This window comes from uncultured Maricaulis sp., from assembly GCF_947259345.1.
Lineage (GTDB): Bacteria > Pseudomonadota > Alphaproteobacteria > Caulobacterales > Maricaulaceae > Maricaulis.
Genome location: NZ_CAMYLS010000023.1, coordinates 1 through 24,885 on the forward strand (window position 1 = coordinate 1; position 24,885 = coordinate 24,885).

Here is a 24,885-nt window from a genome sequence, read left to right on the forward strand (position 1 = left end):
ACCGCCAGAGGCTTCCGCCAGAACCATCGTGATCGCAGCCGTCAGCGTCGTCTTGCCGTGGTCAACGTGACCAATCGTGCCGATGTTCGCATGCGGCTTGGTGCGCTCAAACTTTTCCTTCGCCATGATCTCGCTCCGAAATCCGTGTTCGTTGTTTTACAGCAACCAGAGGTCCGCTTATGCGGACTTGGCGATAACTTCTTGTTCGACGGCCTTGGGAACCGCCTCGTAGTGATCAAACAGCATGGTGAACTGTGCCCGGCCCTGGGTCGCAGACCGCAGGTTGTTCACGTAACCGAACATGTTCGCCAGCGGAACCATCGCATTCACGACGGTCGCATTGCCGCGCATTTCCTGACCGGCGATCTGACCCCGACGGGAGTTCAAATCACCGATAACGCCGCCGGTGTACTCGTCCGGAGTCACGACCTCGACCTTCATGATCGGCTCGAGAAGCTTCGGCGCACAATGCGACTTGGCTTCGCGGAAGGCGGCACGCGCCGCAATCTCGAAGGCCAGGACGCTGGAGTCCACGTCGTGATAAGCACCGTCCACCAGGGTGGCATGGACGTCGATCACCGGGAAGCCGGCGATCAGACCACCATCCATGACGGATTTGAGGCCCTTCTCGACACCCGGGATATATTCTTTCGGCACATTGCCGCCGACGATCTTGGATTCGAACACAAAGCCCGAACCCGCCTCGCCCGGACCGAATTCGATTTTCACGCGGGCAAACTGACCGGAACCACCGGACTGCTTCTTGTGCGTGTAGTCGACGAGGCCCTTCTGGCTCAGCGATTCACGATAGGCCACCTGCGGCGCACCGACATTCGCTTCGACCTTGAACTCGCGCTTCATGCGATCGACGAGAATGTCGAGATGAAGCTCGCCCATGCCGGCGATGATGGTCTGACCGGATTCCTCGTCCGTCTTCATGCGGAAGGACGGGTCTTCGGCGGCCAGACGCTGCAACGCGACACCGAGCTTCTCCTGGTCGGCTTTCGACTTCGGCTCGATGGCCAGTTCGATAACCGGATCCGGGAATTCCATGCGCTCGAGGATGACCGGCTTCATCGGATCACAGAGCGTATCGCCCGTTGTGGTGTCCTTGAGGCCTGCAATCGCGACGATATCGCCGGCAAAGCATTCCTTGATGTCTTCGCGGGAGTTGGAATGCATCAGCAGCATACGGCCGATACGCTCTTTCTTGTCCTTCACCGTGTTGAGCAGGGACACGCCCGTCTCGAGGTGGCCGGAATACATCCGGGCGAAGGTGAGCGAGCCCACGAAGGGGTCGTTCATGATCTTGAAGGCGAGAAGCGAGGTCGGCTCATCGTCAGACGCCTTGCGGACCACCTCTTCTTCGGTCTTGAAGTCGATACCCTTGATCGCCGGAACCTCGGTCGGGTTCGGCAGGTAATCGACAACGGCGTCGAGCAGCGGCTGGACACCCTTGTTCTTGAAGGCCGTACCACACAGGATCGGGTTGAAGGCCAGGCTGATACAGCCCTTGCGGATCAGCTTCTGGAGCACCTCGATGGTCGGCTCTTCGCCTTCCAGATAGGCTTCCATGGCGACTTCATCGAGCTCGACAGCCGCCTCAACCAGCTTTTCACGGTACTCGGCAGCCTTGTCGGCGAGCTCGGCACGAATGTCGCGCACTTCCCACTCAGCACCGAGACCCTCGCCCTGCCAGACCAGTTCTTTCATGGTCAGCAGATCGATGATGCCCTCGAACTCGTTCTCCGAGCCGATCGGCAGCTGAACGCAAAGCGGCGTTGAGCCGAGACGATCCTCGATCATCTTCACGCAATTGAAGAAGTCGGCACCGAGCTTGTCCATCTTGTTGATGAACACCATGCGCGGAACCTTGTAGCGATCGGCCTGACGCCAGACCGTTTCGGTCTGCGGCTCGACACCGGCATTGGCATCCAGGCAGCAAACGGCACCGTCAAGAACACGCAGCGAACGCTCGACTTCAATGGTGAAGTCAACGTGGCCGGGCGTGTCGATGATGTTCAGACGCTTGCCATTCCAGAAACAGGTCGTCGCAGCCGAGGTGATCGTGATGCCACGCTCCTGCTCCTGCTCCATCCAGTCCATGGTGGCGGCACCATCGTGCACTTCACCAATCTTGTGGGACTTGCCGGTGTAATAGAGGATCCGCTCGGTCGTCGTCGTCTTGCCGGCATCAATGTGCGCCATGATGCCGAAGTTGCGGTAGTCCTCGATTTTGTAGTCGCGGGCCATTTGTACGGGTCCTTGGTACGGGTCAGTGCCTGTAAGGGGTTACCAGCGGTAGTGCGAGAAGGCGCGGTTGGCTTCCGCCATCCGGTGCGTGTCTTCGCGCTTCTTGACGGCAGTTCCGCGATTGGCGGAGGCATCCATCATTTCAGCGGCGAGACGCTCGCGCATGGTGTTTTCGTTGCGACCGCGTGCAGCACCCGTGAGCCAGCGAATGGCCAGGGCTTTCTTGCGCTCGGCGCGGACTTCAACCGGCACCTGATAGGTCGCACCACCAACACGGCGGGAGCGGACCTCGACCTCAGGGGCCACATTGTCCAGGGCATCGTGGAAAACGCGGATCGGCTCGCGCTTCAGCTTCTCTTCGACGATGTCGAGAGCGCCATAGACAATACGCTCGGCGACCGACTTTTTGCCGTCGAGCATGATGTAGTTCATGAACTTGGTGAGATCGCGATCTCCGAACTTGGGGTCCGGAAAGATTTCGCGTTTCTCTGCGCGGTGACGACGCGACATGGACGTCTCCCTTACTTAGGACGCTTGGCGCCGTACTTGGAACGGCGTTGCTTGCGGTCCTTGACGCCCTGGGTATCCAGAACGCCGCGAAGAATATGATAGCGGACACCCGGAAGGTCCTTCACGCGGCCACCGCGGATAAGGACAACAGAGTGTTCCTGCAGATTGTGACCCTCACCCGGGATATAGCTCACAACTTCATGCCCGTTGGTCAGACGCACTTTGGCGACTTTCCGCAAGGCCGAGTTCGGCTTTTTCGGGGTCGTGGTATAGACGCGCGTGCAGACGCCACGGCGCTGCGGGCAAGCCTGCAGGGCCGGCACCTTGTTGCGCTTCGGCTTGTCTTTTCGCGGCTTGCGAATGAGCTGGTTGATTGTTGGCATCCCGCTCTAATCCGTTTCTAATCTCAACAACCACGCCCCCCAGCACGTTGAAATGCTGATGGACGCAAGGAATGACCCCGACGTTCGAACACAAGGCTCGCACGGCGGCGTCTGGGGTTTTTCCGTTACGGTGGACGACGTCTAACCACGTGGGTTACGGCCCGTCCTTCAAACGAGCGCGGAAACTACGCACGCGACTCGCATTCGTCAAGCGCTTGTTCAGAGGTTTTGTGAGCCGGCCCCGCTCATCCTCAGTCGCATGAAAAAGGCCGCCGGTTGCCCGGCGGCCTTTTCCAAGTCTTTACAGCAAGATCGCCTGCAAAATAAGGCTAGTTGGAGCCGTCTTCCGCAGCCATTTCCTCGGCAGCAGCCTCAGCGATCTCTTCCGGCAGGCCTTCAGCTTCAACAGCTGCCTGGCGTTCGGCCAGCATGTCCGCATCCAGATCATCAGCGATGGCCTGGTACTGACGCATGATGGAACCGGTACCGGCCGGGATGAGTCGGCCGACGATCACATTCTCCTTGAGACCCTCGAGCGTATCTTCCTTGCCTTGGACTGCCGCCTCGGTGAGGACGCGGGTGGTTTCCTGGAAGGAAGCTGCCGAGATGAAGGAGCGCGTCTGCAGCGACGCCTTGGTGATCCCCAGCAGAACCGGGTCACCCGTGGCCATGCGCTTGCCTTCGGCCTCGAGACGCTCATTGGTCTCGATGAACTCGATCTTGTCGACCTGCTCGGCCGCCAGGAAGGTGCTGTCACCCGGATCCTTGACCTCGATCTTCTGCAGCATCTGGCGAACAATCGTTTCGATGTGCTTGTCGTTGATCGGCACGCCCTGCAGTCGGTAGACCTCCTGGATCTCGTCGATCAGGTAATTGGCCAGAGCCGGGACGCCCAGGATCGCCAGGATATCGTGCGGCGCCGGGTGACCGTCGAGCAGGTATTCACCCTTCTGGATCACATCGCCTTCCTGACACGTCAGGTGCTTGCCCTTGGGCACCAGGTATTCGACCTTCTCGGCCTCGTCGCCTTCCGGAACAATCGCGATGCGGCGCTTGTTCTTGTAGTCGCGACCGAACTCGACCCGACCGGTGATCTCCGCGATGACGGCATGATCCTTCGGACGGCGGGCTTCGAACAATTCCGCGACACGCGGCAGACCACCGGTGATGTCCCGGGTCTTGGCACCTTCGGTCGGGATACGCGCGACAATGTCACCCGGACGGACCGTATCGCCATCGGCGACCGAGAGAATAGCGCCCACGGCCAGCATGTAGCTGGCGGTGGAACCGGAGGAGAGCTTGATCGGCTCGCCATTCTCGTCCTGGACGACGATGGTCGGCTGCAGGGCATTGGCCTTGGCCGAACCACGCCAGTCGATGACCACCTTGGAGGCGATGCCGGTGGCTTCGTCGGTCTCTTCCTTCACCGACACGCCTTCGGCGATGTCGACAAATTTGACCTTGCCGCCCACTTCCGAAACGACCGGGGCCGTATAGGGGTCCCACTCGCCCAGACGCTGACCACGCACGGTCTTGTCGCCTTCCTTGACCTTCAGCTTGGTGCCGTAACCCAGCTTGTAGCTCTCGCGCTCCTTGCCTTCGTTGTCCACGATGAGCAGCTGCATATTGCGCGACAGTGCGATCAAATCGCCGTCGGAATTGGTCACGGTTGACGGATTCTTGAATGTAACCTTGCCTTCCGAACCGGCCTCGATGAAGGACTGTTCGGAGACCTGGGCCGTACCGCCAATGTGGAAGGTCCGCATGGTCAGCTGAGTGCCAGGCTCACCGATCGACTGGGCCGCGATGACCCCGACCGCTTCACCAATATTCACGCGCGTCCCGCGGGCCAGGTCACGCCCGTAACAGGTCGCACAGACACCGACACGGGTCTCACAGGTGAGCGGCGAACGGGCCCAGACGGACTGGACGCCGGCCATCTCGATCGCGAGCGCCAGATCTTCGTCGATATAGGTGTCCGCAGGACAGATGACTTCGCCGGACGCTGGATCCTTCACTGCCTGGGCCAGGGTCCGGCCAAGGATGCGCTGTTCAAGCGAGACCACGACATCACCGCCATCAACAACCGCGGAAATCTCGAAGCACTCGGAGGTGCCGCAATCTTCCTCGGTGATGATGCAGTCCTGGGCGACATCAACCAGACGACGCGTCAGGTAACCCGAGTTCGCCGTCTTCAGGGCGGTGTCGGCCAGGCCCTTACGGGCGCCGTGCGTGGAGTTGAAGTATTCAAGGACGGTCAGGCCTTCCTTGAAGTTCGAGATGATCGGCGTTTCGATGATCTCGCCGGACGGCTTGGCCATCAGGCCCCGCATACCCGCCAGCTGCTTCATCTGGTTCTTCGAACCACGAGCACCGGAGTGGGCCATCATGTAGACCGAGTTGACTTCCGAGGTGCGGCCGTCTTCGCCGACCGTCGTCTTGGAAATCTCGTCCATCATGGCGTCGGCGACATTGTCCGTGCACTTGGCCCAGGCATCGACGACCTTGTTGTACTTCTCACCCTTGGTGATCAGACCGTCGACATATTGCTGCTCATAGTCCGACACCATGTCGCGGGTTGCCCCGACCAGATCCGCCTTGGCGTCCGGGATCAGCATGTCGTCCTTGCCGAAGGAAATGCCGGCTTTGGCCGCTTCCTTGAAGCCCAGACCCATGATCTGGTCACAGAAGATGACCGTCGCCTTCTGACCACAGTGGCGATAAACCTGATCGATCAGGCTGCCGATCGCCTTCTTGGTCAGAAGCTCGCCGAGCAGCTCCGGCTGCATCTTGGCGTGCTTGGGCAGGAGATCGATGATCATCTTGCGACCCGGCGTGGTCTCGATCACCTTGGTGATCGGATTGCCGTCGGAATCGATGCCTTCCCAGCGGGCCTTGATCTTGGTGTGCAGCGTGATGACACCGGATTCCAGGGCGGCTTCCAGCTCGGCCCGGCTGCCGAACGCCATGCCCTCACCCGGCTCCTTGTCCTTTTCGATGGACAGGTAGTAAAGGCCCAGCACGATATCCTGCGACGGCACGATGATCGGCTTGCCATTGGCCGGCGAGAGGATGTTGTTGGTCGACATCATCAGCGTCCGCGCTTCCAGCTGGGCTTCCAGCGAGAGCGGAACGTGAACAGCCATCTGGTCGCCATCGAAGTCGGCGTTGAAGGCGGCGCAGACCAGCGGGTGAAGCTGGATGGCCTTGCCCTCGATCAGCTTCGGCTCGAAAGCCTGGATGCCGAGACGGTGCAGGGTCGGCGCACGGTTCAGGAGAACCGGGTGTTCGCGGATGACCTCGTCGAGCACATCCCAGACTTCCGGGCGCTCTTTCTCGACCAGCTTCTTGGACTGTTTGACCGTGCCGGACAGGCCCTTGGCGTCAAGACGCGCATAGATGAAGGGCTTGAACAGTTCGAGCGCCATCTTCTTGGGCAGACCGCATTCATGCAGTTTGAGATCCGGACCGACCACGATGACCGAACGGCCGGAATAGTCGACGCGCTTGCCGAGCAGGTTCTGGCGGAAGCGGCCCTGCTTGCCCTTGAGCATGTCGGACAGCGACTTCAACGGACGCTTGTTGGCGCCCGTGATGACGCGACCACGACGGCCATTGTCGAACAGGGCGTCGACGGATTCCTGCAGCATCCGCTTTTCGTTGCGGATGATGATGTCCGGCGCACGCAGCTCGATGAGGCGCTTGAGGCGGTTGTTGCGGTTGATGACGCGGCGATAGAGGTCATTGAGGTCGGACGTCGCGAAACGGCCGCCATCGAGCGGCACAAGCGGACGCAGTTCCGGCGGAATGACCGGAATGACTGTCATGATCATCCACTCCGGGCGATTGCCCGAAGAGAGGAAGTTTTCCATCAGCTTGAGACGCTTGGCGTACTTCTTCAGCTTCAGCTCGGAACCGGTTTCCTTCATGTCCTCACGGACCTTGGCGCACTCGGCTTCCAAATCCATGTTGATGAGGATTTCACGGACCGCTTCAGCGCCGATACCGGCCGTGAACGCGTCTTCGCCATACTCGTCCTGCGCTTCCATATACTCTTCTTCGGAGAGCAGCTGGAACGGCTGGAGCGGGGTCAGGCCCGGCTCGATGACGACGTAGTTTTCGAAGTAGAGGACGCGCTCGACATCCTTCAGGGCCATGTCGAGGATCATGGCGATCCGGGACGGCAGCGACTTCAGGAACCAGATGTGCGCGACCGGTGCGGCCAGCTCGATGTGACCCATGCGCTCGCGACGGACGCGGGCCAGGGTGACTTCAACGCCGCACTTCTCGCAGACGATGCCCTTGTACTTGATGCGCTTATACTTGCCGCACAGGCATTCATAATCCTTCACCGGGCCGAAGATGCGGGCACAGAAGAGGCCATCGCGCTCGGGCTTGAACGTCCGGTAATTGATCGTCTCGGGTTTTTTCACTTCGCCGAAGGACCAGGAGTGGATTTTTTCCGGGCTGGCCAGGGCAATGCGGATCCGGTCGAAGGACGGGCCTTCGGCAGCCGGATTGAAGATGTTCATGACGTCGTGATTCATGTCGCCGTCTCCCAAAAGGGGCAAGCGGGACAGGGAAAGCCCTGTCCCGCGAAATATGGTTCAGCCTTAGCCGTTCTTCAGCTCGACATTGAGGCCGAGTGAACGCATTTCCTTGACAAGCACGTTGAAGCTTTCCGGAACGCCGGCTTCGAAAGTGTCGTCACCACGGACAATGGCCTCATAGACCTTGGTCCGGCCGGCCACGTCATCCGACTTCACCGTCAGCATTTCCTGCAGCGTGTAGGCTGCCCCGTAAGCTTCCAGCGCCCACACTTCCATTTCGCCGAAGCGCTGGCCGCCGAACTGGGCCTTACCACCCAGCGGCTGCTGGGTCACAAGGCTGTACGGGCCGATGGAACGAGCGTGGATCTTGTCATCCACCAGGTGGTGCAGTTTCAGCAGGTGCTTCACACCCACCGTCACCTTGCGGCGGAAGGGTTCACCGGTCTGACCGTCATAGAGCGTCGACTGGCCGGACGGATCGAAGCCTGCCTTCTCCAGCCAATGCGCCACATCCGGCTCACGGGCACCGTCGAAGACCGGGGTCGCGATCGGCACGCCATTGGACAGGTTGAGGCCCAGCTCGGCCAGTTCGGCATCGGTTTCCGGCAGCTCGCCACCTTCATAGACACGATCCAGCTCGGCTTTCAGGGCGACGGTGCTGCCATCACGCTGATAGGCCTCATAGGCTTCCCCGATCTGCTTGCCGAGACCGCGGCAGGCCCAACCCAGATGCGTTTCCAGAATCTGACCGACATTCATGCGCGACGGCACGCCAAGCGGGTTGAGGACGATGTCCACCGCTTCGCCATTGGCCAGGAAAGGCATGTCTTCGGTCGGGTTGATCTTGGAGATGACACCCTTGTTGCCGTGACGGCCGGCCATCTTGTCGCCCGGCTGAAGCTTGCGCTTCACGGCCACGAAGACCTTGACCATCTTCATCACGCCCGGCGGCATTTCATCGCCACGCTGGAGCTTGTCGACCTTGTCCTCGAAACGACGGTCGAGGCGCGCCTTTGAGTCGTCATACTGCTTTTGCAGGGCTTCGACTTCGGCCATGGCCTTCTCGTCATCGAGGCCGATGCGCCACCAACCGCTGCGCGGGGTGTCGTCGAGGGCCTCCTGGGTGACCTCGCCCTTGGCGAAGCCGCGCGGACCGGAGACCGCAGACTTGCCGAGCAGAAGATCGCCGAGACGCTGATAGATATTGCGCTCGAGGATGGCGAGTTCGTCATCCCGGTCCTTGCCGAGACGTTCGATCTCTTCACGCTCGATCGAGATGGCGCGCTCGTCCTTGTCGACACCGTGACGGTTGAAGACGCGGACTTCCACGACCGTACCGGTAGCACCGGACGGCATGCGGAGCGAGGTATCACGAACGTCGGACGCCTTTTCACCGAAGATGGCACGCAGAAGCTTTTCCTCCGGCGTCATCGGGCTTTCGCCCTTCGGCGTCACCTTGCCGACGAGAATGTCACCGGCAGCGACTTCCGCACCGACCGCCACGATCCCGGCTTCGTCGAGATTGCGCAGGGCTTCCTCACCGACATTCGGGATGTCACGGGTGATCTCTTCCGGACCCAGCTTGGTATCGCGGGCCGCGATCTCGAACTCTTCGAGGTGGATCGAGGTGAAAACATCGTCGCGCACGATGCGCTCGGAGATCAGGATCGAGTCCTCGAAGTTGTAGCCATTCCACGGCATGAAGGCGACGACCACATTCCGGCCGAGCGCAAGCTCGCCGAGATCGGTCGAGGGACCATCTGCAATGATGTCGCCGGAATTGACCAGGTCGCCGACACGAACGATCGGGCGCTGGTTGATACAGGTCGACTGGTTGGAGCGCTGGAATTTCGACAGACGATAGATGTCGACGCCCGATTTGGCGGCATCGAGATCTTCCGTTGCCCGGATCACGATACGGGTCGCATCGACCTGTTCGATCACACCGGCCCGGCGCGCCGCGATGGCGGCACCGGAGTCGCGCGCCACAATGCTCTCCATGCCGGTACCGACGAGCGGCGCTTCCGCCTTCACGAGCGGCACGGCCTGGCGTTGCATGTTCGAACCCATCAGGGCGCGGTTGGCGTCATCGTTTTCCAGGAAGGGAATGAGCGCCGCCGCGACCGAAACAACCTGTTTCGGCGATACGTCGATATATTCCACATCCTCACGCGGGACGAGCGTCACATCACCGGCAACGCGGCAATTGACGAACTCATTGTCCAGCTCGCCCTTCTCGTTCACATGGGCATTGGCCTGGGCGATCGAGTAGCGGGATTCCTGCATCGCCGAGAGGTAGTCGACCTGTTCGGTCAGCTTGCCGTTCTCGACCTTGCGGTAGGGGCTTTCGATGAAGCCGTACTTGTTGACGCGTGCGAACGTCGACAGCGAGTTGATCAGGCCGATATTCGGGCCTTCCGGTGTCTCAATCGGGCAGATCCGGCCGTAATGGGTCGGGTGCACGTCGCGGACTTCAAAACCGGCACGCTCACGGGTCAGACCACCCGGCCCGAGCGCCGACAGGCGACGCTTGTGGGTGACTTCCGACAGCGGGTTGGTCTGGTCCATGAATTGCGACAGCTGCGAAGAGCCGAAGAATTCGCGCACGGCGGCAGCCGCCGGCTTGGCATTGACCAGGTCGTGCGGCATGACCGTTTCAATATCGACCGAAGACATACGCTCCTTGATGGCGCGTTCCATGCGCAAGAGGCCGATGCGGTACTGATTCTCCATCAGCTCGCCGACCGAACGCACACGGCGATTGCCGAGATTGTCGATATCGTCGATTTCACCACGACCATCTCGCAGACCCACGAGGGTCTTGAGTACGGCCAGGATGTCTTCTTTGCGCAGGGTGCGCATGTCGTCCGGCGCATCGAGGTCGAGGCGCATATTCATTTTCACGCGACCAACAGCGGAGAGGTCATAGCGCTCCGGATCGAAGAACAGCCCCTGGAACATCGCTTCGGCGGTTTCCGCGGTCGGCGGCTCGCCCGGACGCATGACGCGGTAGATATCCACAAGCGCCTGTTCACGGCTGTCATTCTTGTCGGCGGCCAGGGTCGCGCGGATGTACGGACCCACGCCGGTTGCCGGATCGATGTCGAGCAAGTTGAGTTCCTTGACGCCGGTATTCTTCAGCGTCTCGAGGATTTCCTCGCTCATTTCATCGCCGGCTTCGGCAAAGATTTCACCGGTTTCCAGATTGACCATGTCCTCGGCCAGATAGCCGCCAAGCAGATGTTCGTCGGAAACCAGCAAAGCGGCCAGACCGTCTTCGGCAAACTTGTTGGCTGCGCGGGCGGAGACCTTCTTGCCGGCCGGGGCGATGATGTCACCCGTCTTGGCGTCGACCAGATCGCGCACCGGCTTCACACCACGCCAGCGTTCCTTCACGTAAGGAACGGTCCAGCCCTTCTTGGAGCTCTTGTAGGTGACCGTGGAGTAGAAGGTCGAGAGAATCTCTTCCTTGTCCAGGCCGAGCGCGTACAGGAGCGTCGTCGCCGGCAGCTTGCGGCGGCGGTCGAGGCGCATGTGGACCACGTCCTTGGCGTCGAACTCGAAGTCGAGCCAGGAACCACGATACGGAATGATGCGGGCGGCGAAGAGATACTTGCCCGAGGCATGGGTCTTGCCACGGTCATGATCGAAGAAGACGCCCGGAGACCGGTGCATCTGGGAGACGATCACGCGCTCGGTGCCGTTGACGACAAAGGTGCCCTTGTCCGTCATGAGCGGGATATCGCCCATATAGACGTCCTGCTCCTTGATATCCTTGACCGAGCGGGCGCCGGTTTCCTCGTCCACATCAAACACGATGAGACGCATTTTGACTTTGAGTGGCGCGGCGAACGTCATGTCGCGCTGCTGGCACTCTTCCACGTCGAACTTCGGCGCCTCGAATTCGTAGGACACGAAGTCGAGGACAGCCCGTTCGGCAAAATCCTTGACCGGGAAGACGGACTTGAAGACCGCCTGCATGCCGGTGTCGTCGCGCTCGGCGGCAGGCACCTCTTTCATCAGGAAGTGCTCGTATGAGGACTTCTGGACTTCGATGAGATTCGGCATCGCAACAGTTTCCGGAATACGTCCGAAAGACTTGCGAATCCGCTTTTTGCCGGTGAACGACAGACCCATGTCGGCTCCCTTCGCAGACAGCACTGCGCATCTTGATGCGGGGATCGCCCCCGCGGCGCCGCTCCGGTTGGATCGGGCGTTTAACGACCCGAGCCAGTCAACAATCCCGCCTGGAACGACAGCGGCGGGATTGGGTATAGCAAAGACGGGCTAACGGACGCGCAGGATTACCCCACGCGCCCGTAGCACCGTGTCAGTCACGCCGAAGCGAGACTATTTCAGCTCAACGCTGGCGCCAGCGGCTTCCAGCTTGGCTTTGATTTCTTCGGCCTCAGCCTTCGGCGCGGCTTCCTTGACAGCCTTCGGTGCACCTTCGACCAGGTCCTTGGCTTCTTTCAGGCCCAGGCCGGTGATGGCGCGGACTTCCTTGATGACGTTGATCTTCTTGTCACCAGCGGAGGTGAGGACAACGTCAAATTCGTCCTTCTCTTCAGCAGCCGGGGCATCGCCACCGCCAGCCGGACCAGCAACAGCGACAGCAGCCGCTGCCTTGATGCCTTTTTCTTCGAGAAGATCGTTGAGTTCCTTGGCTTCAAGGATGGTGAGGGCGAGAAGTTCGTCGCAGAGTTTAGCTACATCAGCCATTTGTTCAATTCCTTGCGGTGTTCAAAGTGTCAGTTCGATAGCGGAGAATGACGAAATCAGGCGTCAGCCTTTTCGCGGATGACGTCGATCGCCCCCGCAAGACCCTGACCCGGCGCCATGAGACGCTGGCCAACCTGGGATGCCTGCCCCATGAGGCGGGCAGAGATGGTGGCAATAAGCTCTTCGCGGGACGGCATCTTGGAGAGCGCGTCGATGCCGGCGGCGTCGAACACATCCTCTTCCATGAAACCGCCGAGAATGACGAGCTTCTTGTTATCCTTGGCGTACTCGACCATCACCTTCGGCGCGGCGACAAAGTCTTCCGAGTAAGCGATTGCCACCGGACCTGTGAACAGGTCGGCAGCGCCCTCACCCGGCTTGCCCTTGAGCGCGATTTTGGCGAGGCGGTTACGCACCACCCTGAACGTGCCCCCAAGCTCGCGGAGCTTGGAACGCAGTTCCGTCATTTCCGCAACGGTCATGCCAGAATACTGGGCCATCACCACGGATCCAGCTTCCGAGAAGACGCCATTCAGCTCTTCGACGGTCGCTTCTTTTTGATTGCGATCCATTTTGCGGACTCCCTGTTTGAGCCGTCCACCGTGGACGGCTCGGTGAAAACGCCATCACGACATCTTCCCCTCATCGGGTCGGATGCCATCATGACGCATCCTGTCCCAGGGCTTGAACCGACAGACCCACAAGGTCAGATCGATCTCGCTCTGTCTCACACAGGGCCCGTATTGGATTAAGGTGGCACCTTTCGGCCCACCCCCTGCGATCTCGGACAGGCCGGCCCGACCCACAAAACGCGTGAATCGAACCGGAACAGCCCGGCCGGATAATCCGGTCCGGGCTGAAACTCAAGTCTTTTACGCCGAAACGGCGGCAGACGTATCGATTTTTACGCCCGGACCCATCGTCGAGGACAGTGCAATGCGCCGAACGAAGGTGCCCTTGGCGCCCGACGGCTTGGCCTTGACGATGGCGTCAACCAGCGCGCGGATATTCTCGGCCAGGGCCGCTTCGGTGAAGCTCGCCTTGCCGACACCGGCGTGAATGATCCCGGCCTTCTCGACACGGAATTCGACAGCGCCACCCTTGGAGGCCTCAACAGCCTTGGTGACATCCATCGTGACCGTGCCGACCTTCGGGTTCGGCATCATGCCGCGCGGGCCGAGCACCTTACCGAGACGGCCGACCAGCGGCATCATGTCCGGGGTCGCGATGACCTTGTCGAAATTGATGTTGCCGCCGAGGATTTGTTCCATCAGGTCTTCCGCACCAACCACATCGGCACCGGCCTTGGTGGCTTCTTCAGCCTTCGGGCCCTTGGCAAAGACCGCAACCCGGACCGAGCGGCCCGTGCCATTCGGCAGGTTGCAGACGCCGCGGACCATTTGGTCGGCGTGGCGCGGATCGACACCCAGATTCATGGCCAGCTCGATGGTTTCATCAAACTTGGCCTTAGCGTTGGCCTTCACGTGAGCGACGGCATCGTCGATCGAGTACAGCGTGTCGCGATCAAAGGTCTCGCGCGCGGCCGCAATGCGTTTTCCGAGTTTAGCCATGATCTTACTCCGTCACCTGCAGGCCCATGGAACGGGCGGAACCGGCGATGATCTTCGTCGCCTGGTCGAGATCGTTCGCATTGAGGTCGGCGAATTTCGCTTCGGCAATCTCGCGGCACTGGGCCAGCGAGACGGAACCGGCGATCGACTGGCTCGGCGTGCTCGAACCCTTGGCGATCTTGGCGGCCTTCTTCAGGTAGAAGCTGGCCGGCGGCGTCGCGATGGCAAAGGTGAAGGACTTGTCCGAGAAGACGGTGATGGTCGTCGGGATTGGCATCCCTTTTTCCATCTCCTGGGTCTTCGCGTTGAAGGCCTTGCAGAATTCCATGATGTTCACGCCGCGCTGACCCAGGGCCGGGCCGATCGGCGGGGACGGGTTTGCAGCGCCCGCGGGCACCTGCAGCTTGATATAGCCGTCAATTTTCTTGGCCATGTTCCCACTCCATTAAAAAGGCGCGCCCTTCGCGCCTTCGGGGTTTGCGGTACGACCCGGCATGGACTTGTCGCCGGCATCTCCCGCAGATTGACGCCTAGGCCGTTTTTTCGACCTGGGCGTATTCCAGCTCGACCGGGGTCGCCCGGCCGAAGATATTGATGGCTACCTTCAGGCGGCCATGCTCGTCGTCCACTTCCTCGACAACACCGTTGAAGCTCTGGAAGTGACCATCGATGACATTGACGGTCTCGCCGATCTCGTAGCTGACGGTCGGACGCGGACGTTCCGCATCCTCTTCCATCTGGCCGAGGATCCGCTTGACCTCATTCTCGGAAACCGGGATCGGCTTCTTGCCCGAACCAAGAAAGCCGGTGACTTTCGGGGTCGAGGTGACGAGGTGATAGGCTTGGTCGGTCATGTCCATCTTCACGAGGACATAGCCGGGAAAATACTTGCGCTCAGCATTGATCTTGCGACCCTTGCGAACTTCGACCACATCTTCGGTCGGAACGAGGATTTCCTCGAATTTGTCTTCCAGGCCCTGGATCGAGGCTTCGATACGGATCGCGTCAGCGACCTTCTTCTCGAAGTTCGAATAGGCATGCACGATGTACCACTTGGCAGACATACAGCCTCCTCCTTAGGCGCCGAGAGACAGAATAAACTGGATGCTCGAACTGATAACCCAGTCAACAGCCCAGAAGAAGAGCATGGCAATCACGGACAGGATCAGCACCAGGAGCGTCGAGACCCAGAGCTCACCCCAAGTCGTCCACGTCACCTTGCGCGCTTCCTGGCGCACCTGAGACAGGTATTGGAACGGACCAACACCCTTTTTCTTGGGCGCTGCCGCTTCACCTTTGGCCGGCGTCGTATTCTTCGCGTTCCGCGTCATTCAAGTCCATCTGGCCCGCTCGGGCCCTTTATTCAAGAGATGGCTGGCATCATGCGCAACCATCTGAAATTCAAAACGGCCTGGCAGGGGCGGAGGGACTCGAACCCCCGACCCTCGGTTTTGGAGACCGATGCTCTACCAACTGAGCTACACCCCTAGGACCGCGCGCGGAATATCACGGTGACCGCGCCACCGCCACATCCGGAGCGCAGCTGTCTACAATGTGAAGCGCCATAAGAAAACAGCTAAAACGCACATTCGTGTATCCGGGCCCTCAGCCGGCATCGACCGAGGCGGTGACGGACCAGGCGAGTGCAGGCGCGCCGTCGCTCGCGCGGACTTCGCCGATAACGACAGATGTCAGGCCGAAAGCGTCCAGACCTCGCGCAATCTCCGCCATCTCCGCCTCATCGCAGGCCGCCTCGATCATCGACCGCATGCGGTGCGCGTAGGCGTCCAGTTCCGTCGCGTGGGCGGCCAGCCAGGCCTCCAATTCCCCGACCCCGTATAGGCCGACCCGGGCCGCGGCAGTCGAGCAATCCCGCCAAAGGCGCTCAATCAGCGTCCGGGCGGCGCCAGGCTGCGCAGCCCGAAGCGCCTCGCCCACCGCCTCGGCAGAGGCCTGGAAGCGTTCTGCTGCCCGCTCGAGAGCCGCTGGTGCCACCTTGCCGGCCGCCTGCCGCGCCGCGAGGCTCGACAGACGCTCAAGAGACCGCAACAGGCCGGCATCGCGGACCGCATCCAGCAGGACAAGATTGGCTCGACACTCCACCTCGATCGCGCCGCCCCCGCGGTGTACCAGCGCGCTGAACGCACCGGTCTGCGCTGTGACCCGAGCCGCATCCGCAAAGGCGTCCAGCCCGGCATATTCAAGGCCGAACTGACTGACCACACAGTCGAAACTTTCATCCGCATAGGGAAGCGCTGCACCATCAGCGACAATAGGCGCCACCGGCAGGTCATCGCCTACGGATGCTGCCGCGGCGCGCACCGCAGCCGGCGCGATATCCGTGCAATGCAGGTCGAGAGACACGTCTTCAACTGCTTCGGCACAATCGCGCGCCGCGCGCAATAATGCGCCCTCTCCGCACGCGGCGTCGAGAACGGAGACGTTCGCGCCGGGCACGAAACGGGTCGCGAAGACATTGTTCCAGTGCTCGCGCAACACGCCGGCTGTGCCCGCATCACGAAACCGGTGATCGGACCGGGAGGCACCGTGGGACCAGAAGTCAGCCCAGGCGGTCCTGGTTTGGGAACGAAGCTTGGCGGAAGACATGATGGGATCAGGGTGGCGGAGCCCTTGCACAAACACAATCCTCACCGGCAGCCACCACGTAGCGGGCACAGGCGAATTTGTGCTGCTTGGGACTCCAGCAAAAAGAAAAGGGCGGGCCCGCAGGCCCGCCCTTCCCTATTCGGTGTCAGCTTACGCTTAGAAGCGCAGGCGACCGCCCACGAAGAGGCGACGGCCCAGCGTTTCGTACGTAGCCGGCCAGGTGTTGGCCTGCTCCGACGCCGTGGAACCGAGTTCCGGAACGTCCGTGTCGGTGAAGTTGGTCACACCGACGGTCGCCGTGAAAGCTTCGTTGACGTCATAAGAGAAGGTGACGTCAAAGTAATCTTTCGCGGTGATGTCGTCGGACAGGTCCGAAACGAAACCAGCCGTGGTCGGGTCCGCGTCCAGCGCACCAATGTGACGCCAGCGCAGCGAGGTCGTGAACGGCCCCGTGTACCAGGACGACTGCATGGAGTGCTTGTACTCCGGCGTCGGCTCACCGCAGTCCAGACCATAGAGGCCCGCACATTCGATGACCGGCGACGAAGCCGATGTGGTGAAGTCAGACGCCATCACGAAACCACCGTAGTAGGTGATCGCCATGTCGCCCGGAAGACCGATCACGTCAGCTGCGAAGCTGTAATCGACGCGAAGGTCGATACCTTCGACAGACAGCGTGGCAACATTGATCGGCGACAGGTTCGGCACGAAGCCGTTGGCACCCATCTCACCCGTGGCCGGGTTACGCGACGGAGTCGCGGCACCAGCCGGATACAGCGTGTCACAAGATGCCTGAATGCCGGTCAGGTGACATTCGTTCAGCAGCGTCTGAAGCGGAACCGTCGAAATCGCGTCTTCAATCTCGATATTGTAGTAGTCGAGTTGAACAGTGAGGCCTTCGATGGCGTTCGGCTCGATGACGGCACCGATCGTGTAGGTGTCAGCCGTTTCGGCACCCAGACCGGTGTTACCACCGAAGAGGGCTTCCATCTGGGCATTACCCTGGAACGGAGCGCCCAGCTGGCCAGCCGGCACGCCGGCGGCAAGACAGGTCGCGTCGATCGTGGCGGCCGAGTAGCTACCATTGGCACCACCGGAGCACGGATCGCCCGCACCCGGGAAGCCGTTGGTGAACGGAGCGAACAGGTCGTTCACATTCGGTGCACGGACAGCACGGTTGAAGTTACCACGCAGGCGGATCTGATCATTGATCTGCCAGCCGAGGCCGACTGCGAAAGTCTCGGTATTGCCAACCGTGTTGTACTCGGACGTACGGAAGGCGAGATTTGCGCTGAGAGACTCGACCATCGCCTTGCCGGTGATGAGCGGGATTTCGGCTTCTGCGAAGAATTCGTAGACGTCAACCACACCTGCAACCGGCAGGGAGGAGTTGAAGCCACGAACGTCCGGGCCAAGAACCGAGTCAGGGATCGATTCAGCTGACGCTTCACGATACTCGACACCGAGGACGAGAGCCGGAGCATATTCAGCCGTCGGCAGCTGGAACATCGGCAATTCGCCGTTGACCGTGGCAACCGTCTGGAACAGCTCGACATTGTCGATCTGAGCACCGGTACGGGAGATGTAGTCAACACCAGCCTGCGACAGCGAGTTCGGGCCGTTCACGAGGTCGGCGTAAGGCACACCCGAGCAACCCGGAAGCGACTGGTCCCAGCAGGTCACAGCTTGCTGCAGAGCCGAAACCGAGATGTTACCGGTCTGGATCTGGGAGATGGACGAACGCGAGTAGTTCGCGAACACATCGTAAGCCCAGTTCTCGTTGATATCGCCGCGAGCACCGAAGACGAGCTGGAAGGAGCTCGTGTCGCGCAGCGAGTTACGCGTACCGATTTCCTGGTAGCGACGGCTCGTGCGAACGGTAGCCGTGCCGTCACCATTATTGGATGCCGGGTCGTTGGTCATCAGGGCCAGAAGGGCGGCCGGGATGTTCGGATCGGCGAGGTCATAGGTCAGCGTCACACCGGCCGGCGTCGGAGCCAGCTGGGAGTCGACGACGTTGTTGGCATACACGCCGCGGCCATACAGCTCGAGGTGCTGGTTCACTTCATAGGTCGCGAAGGCCGAGAAGTTGTAGCGCTCTTGCGGCAGCTGCAGGTAGTTGGACGGCGCGTAGTTATACGTGTCGTTCGGCGAACCGAAGCGCATCGGCACAATGCCGCTGCCCGAGTTGAAGAAACCAGAGCAGGTGTTGCCCGAGCAGAGCGGGTCGGCGGCCACCAGGCCGGCACCGTAGGCGCCGAAGTTGGAAGACGTCGCGCCGCGGAAACGCGTGCCCGGAATGTTCGAAGAACCACCGGCGATGAAGCCGTCAGCGGCATTGCCGGGGCCCGGATCCCAGTTGGTCAGGGACGAGAAGTCACGGTCGCCCTGGAAGACGGCCTGACGATTCGTGTAGCCCATGGAGATGACTGCGTTACCCCGACCATCGTCGAAGTTGCCGCCCATCGTGATGGACAGGGTCGTGATGTCGCCATCGAGGTCACCCAGCGAGGTTTCCTGCGACGCGTTGATCTCAACACCTTCGAAGTCGTCCTTCATGATGAAGTTAACAACACCGGCGACAGCGTCCGAGCCGTAAACGGCCGAAGCACCACCGGTCACGATGTCGACAGACTCGACAAGCGCGGACGGGATGTTGTTGAGGTCGACGACCTGGTTCGGGCCGGCGCCGACGAAGCGCATGCCGTCAACGAGGACGAGCGTACGGGTCGTGCCGAGGCCACGAAGGCTGACCGTTGCCGTACCGTTACCCGGGTTGTTCGACGTGGAGTCGAACGCCGGAACAACTTGCGGCAGCGTGTTAATGAAGTCTTCGGTGTTGACCGTGTTCACAACCGCGAGCTGCTCAGCAGACACGTTTGTGATCGGGCTCGGCGCCACCGTATCGGTGCGCTGAATACGCGAACCGGTTACGACGACGACGTCATCGTCTTGCGCTACAGCGGGAGCCGCGACGGCCAGACCGCTGATCAGCGTGCTTGCCATCAGGCAAGTCTTCAAGGACTTGGATCTCACTCTATATCCCTCCGAGTAAGGTATACGGAAAGGGACCCCCGCTCATCTTCAGAAGTCAGCGAGCACCCCCTCAAATCGGATCGCCGTGAAGCTTTCCATATTTGCAAGGTACGTCTGCGGTTTCGGAAGGGTCAATGACATCTCACCGTCACAAACGGTGTTTGCGATACACTGTTGCAGGTTTGCCGCAGACTTATAACGCTAACAGGTTTCCGACCCGAACCAGGTGAGTGGGCTCACGGGACGATAATCAGGCCGGCAGAAGGTCGAACGGCGCTGTGATTCGCACCTCATCACTCTCGAACGGCTCGACACCGTGCCAGAAAAAGGACGGAAAGAAGATGGCAAAACCCGGCTCGGGCATGACATAGCGTTCGGCTGGCAAGGCCAGTCCAGGCAGGCCTGGAACGCCTAGCCGCAACCAACCGGCACGTTCGCCTGACATCACACTTCGGGGAACGCTCACATAGTAGCTGGCACTGATCCAGCCGGCTGGATGGACATGATCGACATGCCCGCCCCCGGACTTCAGACGCACCGACCAGGCGCCGGCAAGTCTTCCACGGCCGGTATTTCGCGCCAGGAACGGGTGCTCCCGGTCTTTCGGCAATTCAGCCAGATAGCGGCGTGACAAAACCTCCAGCGCTGCCGCCAGCTCGCGAATCACCGGGTCGTCGCTGTTCCAGAGCCGACCGGCCGATTGGGTGCCGCCGAACAGGGTTTGCTCCAGCGGCGCTGCACCGTTCGCGTGCAGACGCTCGATACTGACGGACAGGGCCGCGTTGAACGCGTCGAGACTTGCATAGCCCGGCGGCGTGTCGAGCCGCATCTTGCGAGCAAACACATCAAAGTCGCACAATTGGGCGTAGCGCGGATCGCCGGTCTGGCGCCAGGCAACCGATTGCAGCGCCAGATGCTTCTGGAGATGCGCTGGCGGGACCTCGCAATCGAGAACCGCCGCCGCGCCGCGCCAATCCTCATTGACGAGCAGCGCCTCGGCCAGACCATGACGCGCGCTCCAGTCTTCGCCCTCGCTAGCCTCGAAGGCCAGCCGGGCATCCGCCAGGGCACCGGCGGGATCACCGGTCCGCAATCCCAGCTCGCTACGGACCATCGCGGCCTGCACGGCTGAGGGGTCACGCGCCAGGGCGGCGTTCGCGGCAGCCCGAGCCCCATCCGGCTGCCCGGAGCGTAAAAGGATGCGGGCCAGGACTTCATGCAATCGAGGATCGTCGGTCGCTGCGATCGCCTGCCGAAGCGGGATCAGGGCGGTGTCCCCCTGCCCGGCCTCGACCAGCAGGCTCGCCAGGTCGGCATGGTACTCCGGATCGCGGGGCGCCAGTGACAACGCGCGTCGATAGGCGCGCTCGGCGCCGTCGACATCCATCCGCGTGCGCAAGCTGTGAGCGAGCTGGGCATGGGCCTCGGCCATATTCGGCGCCAGCGCACACGCCTGGCGCAAATCCGCGCAGGACGCGTCCAGCTCGCCGGTCTCGCGCTGCAGGGCGCCACGATTGATGCGCGGCAGAACTGCGTCCGGATCTGCCTCCAGCGCCTGGTCAAAGGCTGCACGGGCAGCCTCGGTCTCACCGGCTCGCCGCTCCAGATTGCCCAGCGCGTTCAGGGCCAGCACATGACCCGGCTGGCGCGTCAACACATCGGCAATTGCCAAGCGCGCTGCCGGAAAATCGTCGGTCTGGGACAAGGTCAGCGCCAGATTCAGACGCGCATCGGCAAATTCCGGTGCCGCCGTCAGCGCGTCGCGATAAGCCTCAATGGCATGGTCCAGGCGCCCGGCCCGCTGATGGTGATTGCCGAGATTATTGAGCACCGCATGGCGTTGCGGATGATGCGCACTCGCCGCCTCGAAGTCCGCCTGCGCCGCGGCATCATCCCCCAGCCGGCTGTGGGCCATGGCCCGAAACATCAGCGCATCCGGCTGGTCCGGAACGTCTGTGAGCACCTGATCAAGCAGGGGCAGCGCCTCGCCAAACCGTCCGGCCTGCAGCAGGCCGACGGCACGCTGCAGGGTCGCCATCATGATCCGGACCGGCCGCCGCGACCCAAGAGACGCTGCCAGAACCCGCCGGAGCTGACGGTCGGCTCATCGGGTGCCTGCGCCACCGAGGTCGCGGCCAAATCGGGGATCGCATCAGGCTGCGGCGCCTCGCCCGCCTCACCGGCGGCAAGCCAGGCCCCCGTGTCCGGATTGACCCCCAGCGCCTCTATGGCCGTGTCGAATCCGTCCAGCCATTCCAGATAGGGCGTGGTCGAGTCAAGATGATCAGCGGAGGGTGGTCGGCGGACCTGCATCGCGCTGAAGGTCATGATCTGGCGCTCCTGTTTGTAGAATTCCAGGCACTTGTTGTCCCAGGTCAGGCCCATCCGCGCGAACAGGCTGCGCAAGCTCGCCTCGAAGGCCGTCACAAGCGTTTCATACTGCAAGGGCGTGACCGTTTGCGGATAGGTGCGCCGCCAGTGATCACACAGGCGCGCCTGCTCGGCATAGTAGTGGCGTATATCGTCCAGCGAATGCGCAAAAGGCCATTGCCGGGTAAAATTGCGCCGATAGATGGAAAAGGCCGTTTCAAGCGGACGACGACGAATATGGATCACCGGCGATTGCGGGAAAAGCTGGCGGATCAGACCGACCGCCTGGAAATTGCTGGGCTGCTTGTCGGTCACCCATTGCGCTTCGTCCAGCCCGTATTCGCGCAGCTGCTTGATGTAGATTTCCCGCCATTCGACCAGCTTGGCGTCCGGAATGGCGCCGCCCTGCCAATGGCTCGCCGCAGCCCAGGATTCAAACTTCTCGAGAATGAAGGGCAAGGCCGGAAGTTCGCCGGATGGCTCAACGTCATCATGCGCAGAGATCGCCGCCTCCAGCAGGGTCGTGCCGGAACGCGGCATGCCGACAATGAAGATCGGGATGGGTCCCGGCCCCGGCGCTGCTGCGGGCTCTGAGCCGTCAAACTGAGCGGCAAGGCGCGCGACACGCGCCTCCTGGGCGTCGCGATCATAGCCGGATTCCAGCTTGCCATTATGCTGCAACCACTTGGCCTCGTTGGCGAGCCCCCAGGTCGCGAAGGCCTCCGCGCGGCGTTTGCGGCGGTGATAGGCATCCCCCAGTGCAAACAGGGAGATCGCGCGCCGATCCGCCGGCAGATCGCGGGCCTCGCGGGCCGCTTCCAGGACTGCCAGCTCGGAATCTTCCAGACGACCGCCGGTCGTTTCCGAGAGAAAGGCGCAGGCATCAAGGTGATCGGGATGCGCCGCGAGGATGCGGCGGCAGTAGGTTTCCACCTCATCGACCCGTCCGGCGAAATTGCCGATCCGGGCCAGACCGAAAAGCGCGTCCGCAGAATCGGGGTCGACCTGAAGCGCCGCCTCGAAGGTCTGGCGCGCGGTCTCGGTATCGCGCGCCCCGAGGTAAAGCCGGCCCAGTGCAGCCAGCGAACCGGCATCGGAGCCGCGCTCGGCGACGACCGGCCGGAAAATCTCGATGGCCCGCCGGTAATAGCCCAGCTGGGACAGGGCCTGCGCCAGAGCACCGCGCGCATCGTTGTCATGGGGAACGATGTCCAGCCAGTCCTGGGCGACGTCCCGCAGCAATGCCCAGTCGGCCCGGTTGCGAGCGATCGCCGCCTTGATGGCCAGGCCTTCGGGCGGCAGGGCCCCGCCCGCAGCCGCCTCGGTCACTTTCAGCGCTGCCTCGGCTCCATCCGTGCGCCCGAGCTGCATCTCCAACCCTGCCAGCCGAAGCGCAACGCTGGCCCGGGCCGGATGGGTGTCCTCCGCCTTGAGCGCCTTGTCAAAGCAGTCCGCCGCGAGGGGAAGATTGCCGCCAATCCCCGCGAGATCACCGAGCCGCCCCCAGATATCAAACCGCGTCGCATCGCACTCGCTCGCCCGCCGCGCCGCATCGAGCGCCGCCTGGGCATTGCCTTCTGCCTCGTGCTGGACGGAGCGGTAAAGGTGGACCGAGGCGTTGTCCGCATTCGCCGCTTCCGCACGGTCAAGCCAAGCGCGACCTTCCGCGACATTGCCACACTCGATATCGCAAATTCCGAGGAGCCCCATCGCTTCGGCATCCTCGGCGCGCTCCTCGAGTACGGCATGACAGAGCGCCCGCGCCTGATCGAAGGCGTCCTGGAGGCGCAGCTCGCGCGCTTTGGCCAGCCGGGGGTCGGCGACCATCAACCTGCTCCGCCAGGGGCCGGGTCATTGCGGAACCAGCCGGTGACCTGGTAGCGGGCATCGCCGGCGAAGGGCGCGACCGGGCTGACTGCATGCAAGCGACGCCCGTCAAAGATCGACAACATGTTGAAACGCGGCAGGAAGGCGCGCGACACGTCCAGCCCGTCCTCGATCAGCATCAGCAGGCCACCCCAATCGGGCTGCCAATTACGGGTGAAGCCAAGCGTGTAGGCGGCCACCCTTTCCTGGTCATGTCCCTCATCGACATGCCGGGTCAGGAAGTGTCCCCGGGCATAGCGGGTTGCTTGCGCGTCAGCCTTGGTCACCACCGACGCCCCCGTCACCGTCTGGCCGAAGTCCAGAAACTCCCGCGAGTTCAGGAACTCGGTGAGGCGATGGATCGGATGGCCCGGGTCCCAGTGCGAGGTATAGGCCTGGATCATCGGATAGCTGTCGTAGAGATAGCCGTAATTCTTCTGCGCGCGCTGCATGACCCCGCCAATCGCCGCCGCAACCGCCTCGCGGCCCATCCCCTGGACTTCCTGCTGGGTCAGCTGGACAACGACTTCCGGCCCGTCTCCGGACGGATTGGGTTCTGGAAAGACAAGGCGCCAGGTGAGTGTGTCACGCAGGATCCCGCTGACCTGCTCGGCCAGGGCCGGCTCGAAGATATCGGGAATCTGAACCAGCGGGGACTCGGCATACTTGCGCGCCCATTCTTGCGGATCCAGTGCCGGATTGAGGCGAAGATTGAGCGGATCGGACATGGGTTCACACCAGCTGTAACAAACGGAGTGAAAACACCTATCCAGCCGACCCGGACCTGTCCAGACGAGCCGTCAGCCCGGTGGACGGACCACTCGCAATAGAAAACGGCGCGCTCCAGGAGGAGCGCGCCGCTGTTCTGCGTCGATATCGAGCGTGATTACTCGATGATCTTTGACACGACGCCGGCGCCGACAGTGCGGCCACCTTCACGGATAGCGAAGCGGAGCTTCTCTTCCATGGCGATCGGTACGATCAGTTCGACATTCATTTCGATATTGTCGCCCGGCA

At 61.7% G+C, this 24,885-nt stretch carries 17 protein-coding genes, 1 tRNA gene and 1 pseudogene; all 19 read right to left on the reverse strand.

Annotation, left to right across the window (positions count from 1 at the left end; genetic code table 11):
* Positions 1-126 (reverse strand): GTP-binding protein (locus Q0X62_RS10735; protein WP_297733420.1); only part of this gene is annotated, 126 nt, incomplete at its 3' end.
* A gap of 51 nt (positions 127-177) precedes the next feature.
* On the reverse strand, positions 178-2,253 hold the full coding sequence (gene fusA / locus Q0X62_RS10740) for an elongation factor G (protein ID WP_297735327.1): 2,076 nt from the start codon (positions 2,251-2,253) through the stop codon (positions 178-180).
* A 39-nt stretch (positions 2,254-2,292) separates the two neighbouring features.
* Complete coding sequence (gene rpsG, locus Q0X62_RS10745) at positions 2,293-2,763, reverse strand: 30S ribosomal protein S7 (protein ID WP_295695866.1); 471 nt, start codon at positions 2,761-2,763, stop codon at positions 2,293-2,295.
* An 11-nt stretch (positions 2,764-2,774) separates the two neighbouring features.
* On the reverse strand, positions 2,775-3,146 hold the full coding sequence (gene rpsL, locus Q0X62_RS10750) for a 30S ribosomal protein S12 (protein WP_011643738.1): 372 nt from the start codon (positions 3,144-3,146) through the stop codon (positions 2,775-2,777).
* A 329-nt stretch (positions 3,147-3,475) separates the two neighbouring features.
* A complete protein-coding gene (gene rpoC, locus Q0X62_RS10755; RefSeq protein WP_297735331.1) occupies positions 3,476-7,693 on the reverse strand; it encodes a DNA-directed RNA polymerase subunit beta' in 4,218 nt (1,405 codons plus the stop codon).
* 66 nt (positions 7,694-7,759) lie between these two features.
* The gene (gene rpoB, locus Q0X62_RS10760) at positions 7,760-11,833 is read right to left on the reverse strand and encodes a DNA-directed RNA polymerase subunit beta (protein ID WP_297735333.1); all 4,074 of its coding nucleotides are present in this window, start codon (positions 11,831-11,833) and stop codon (positions 7,760-7,762) included.
* A gap of 213 nt (positions 11,834-12,046) precedes the next feature.
* Positions 12,047-12,418 (reverse strand): 50S ribosomal protein L7/L12, encoded by a 372-nt coding sequence (rplL, locus tag Q0X62_RS10765; protein ID WP_297735336.1) that lies wholly within the window; start codon positions 12,416-12,418, stop codon positions 12,047-12,049.
* Positions 12,419-12,474: 56 nt separating this feature from the next.
* Complete coding sequence (gene rplJ, locus Q0X62_RS10770; RefSeq protein ID WP_297735339.1) at positions 12,475-12,990, reverse strand: 50S ribosomal protein L10; 516 nt, start codon at positions 12,988-12,990, stop codon at positions 12,475-12,477.
* 300 nt (positions 12,991-13,290) lie between these two features.
* A complete protein-coding gene (rplA, locus tag Q0X62_RS10775) occupies positions 13,291-13,989 on the reverse strand; it encodes a 50S ribosomal protein L1 (protein ID WP_297735341.1) in 699 nt (232 codons plus the stop codon).
* Positions 13,990-13,993: 4 nt separating this feature from the next.
* The gene (gene rplK, locus Q0X62_RS10780) at positions 13,994-14,422 is read right to left on the reverse strand and encodes a 50S ribosomal protein L11 (protein WP_297735344.1); all 429 of its coding nucleotides are present in this window, start codon (positions 14,420-14,422) and stop codon (positions 13,994-13,996) included.
* A gap of 97 nt (positions 14,423-14,519) precedes the next feature.
* Entirely contained in the window at positions 14,520-15,053 is a 534-nt protein-coding gene (nusG, locus tag Q0X62_RS10785) for a transcription termination/antitermination protein NusG (RefSeq protein WP_297735347.1), read from the reverse strand.
* Positions 15,054-15,065: 12 nt separating this feature from the next.
* Entirely contained in the window at positions 15,066-15,320 is a 255-nt protein-coding gene (secE, locus tag Q0X62_RS10790) for a preprotein translocase subunit SecE (RefSeq protein WP_295695883.1), read from the reverse strand.
* A gap of 81 nt (positions 15,321-15,401) precedes the next feature.
* Positions 15,402-15,477 (reverse strand) — tRNA-Trp (locus tag Q0X62_RS10795).
* Between the two features lie 117 nt (positions 15,478-15,594).
* Positions 15,595-16,596 carry a class I SAM-dependent methyltransferase gene (locus tag Q0X62_RS10800; protein WP_297735350.1) on the reverse strand — a complete coding sequence of 334 codons (1,002 nt, stop codon included), beginning with the start codon at positions 16,594-16,596 and terminating at the stop codon, positions 15,595-15,597.
* 156 nt (positions 16,597-16,752) lie between these two features.
* Entirely contained in the window at positions 16,753-19,602 is a 2,850-nt protein-coding gene (locus tag Q0X62_RS10805; protein ID WP_297735353.1) for a TonB-dependent receptor, read from the reverse strand.
* 280 nt (positions 19,603-19,882) lie between these two features.
* The gene (locus Q0X62_RS10810; protein ID WP_297735356.1) at positions 19,883-21,673 is read right to left on the reverse strand and encodes a tetratricopeptide repeat protein; all 1,791 of its coding nucleotides are present in this window, start codon (positions 21,671-21,673) and stop codon (positions 19,883-19,885) included.
* Entirely contained in the window at positions 21,670-23,829 is a 2,160-nt protein-coding gene (locus tag Q0X62_RS10815) for a sulfotransferase (protein WP_297735358.1), read from the reverse strand. The genes Q0X62_RS10810 and Q0X62_RS10815 overlap by 4 nt, the downstream gene beginning before the upstream one ends.
* Positions 23,829-24,596 (reverse strand): 2OG-Fe(II) oxygenase family protein, encoded by a 768-nt coding sequence (locus tag Q0X62_RS10820; RefSeq protein ID WP_297735361.1) that lies wholly within the window; start codon positions 24,594-24,596, stop codon positions 23,829-23,831. The genes Q0X62_RS10815 and Q0X62_RS10820 overlap by 1 nt, the downstream gene beginning before the upstream one ends.
* A gap of 158 nt (positions 24,597-24,754) precedes the next feature.
* Positions 24,755-24,885, reverse strand: a pseudogene (gene tuf / locus Q0X62_RS10825) (elongation factor Tu); the annotation flags it as partial.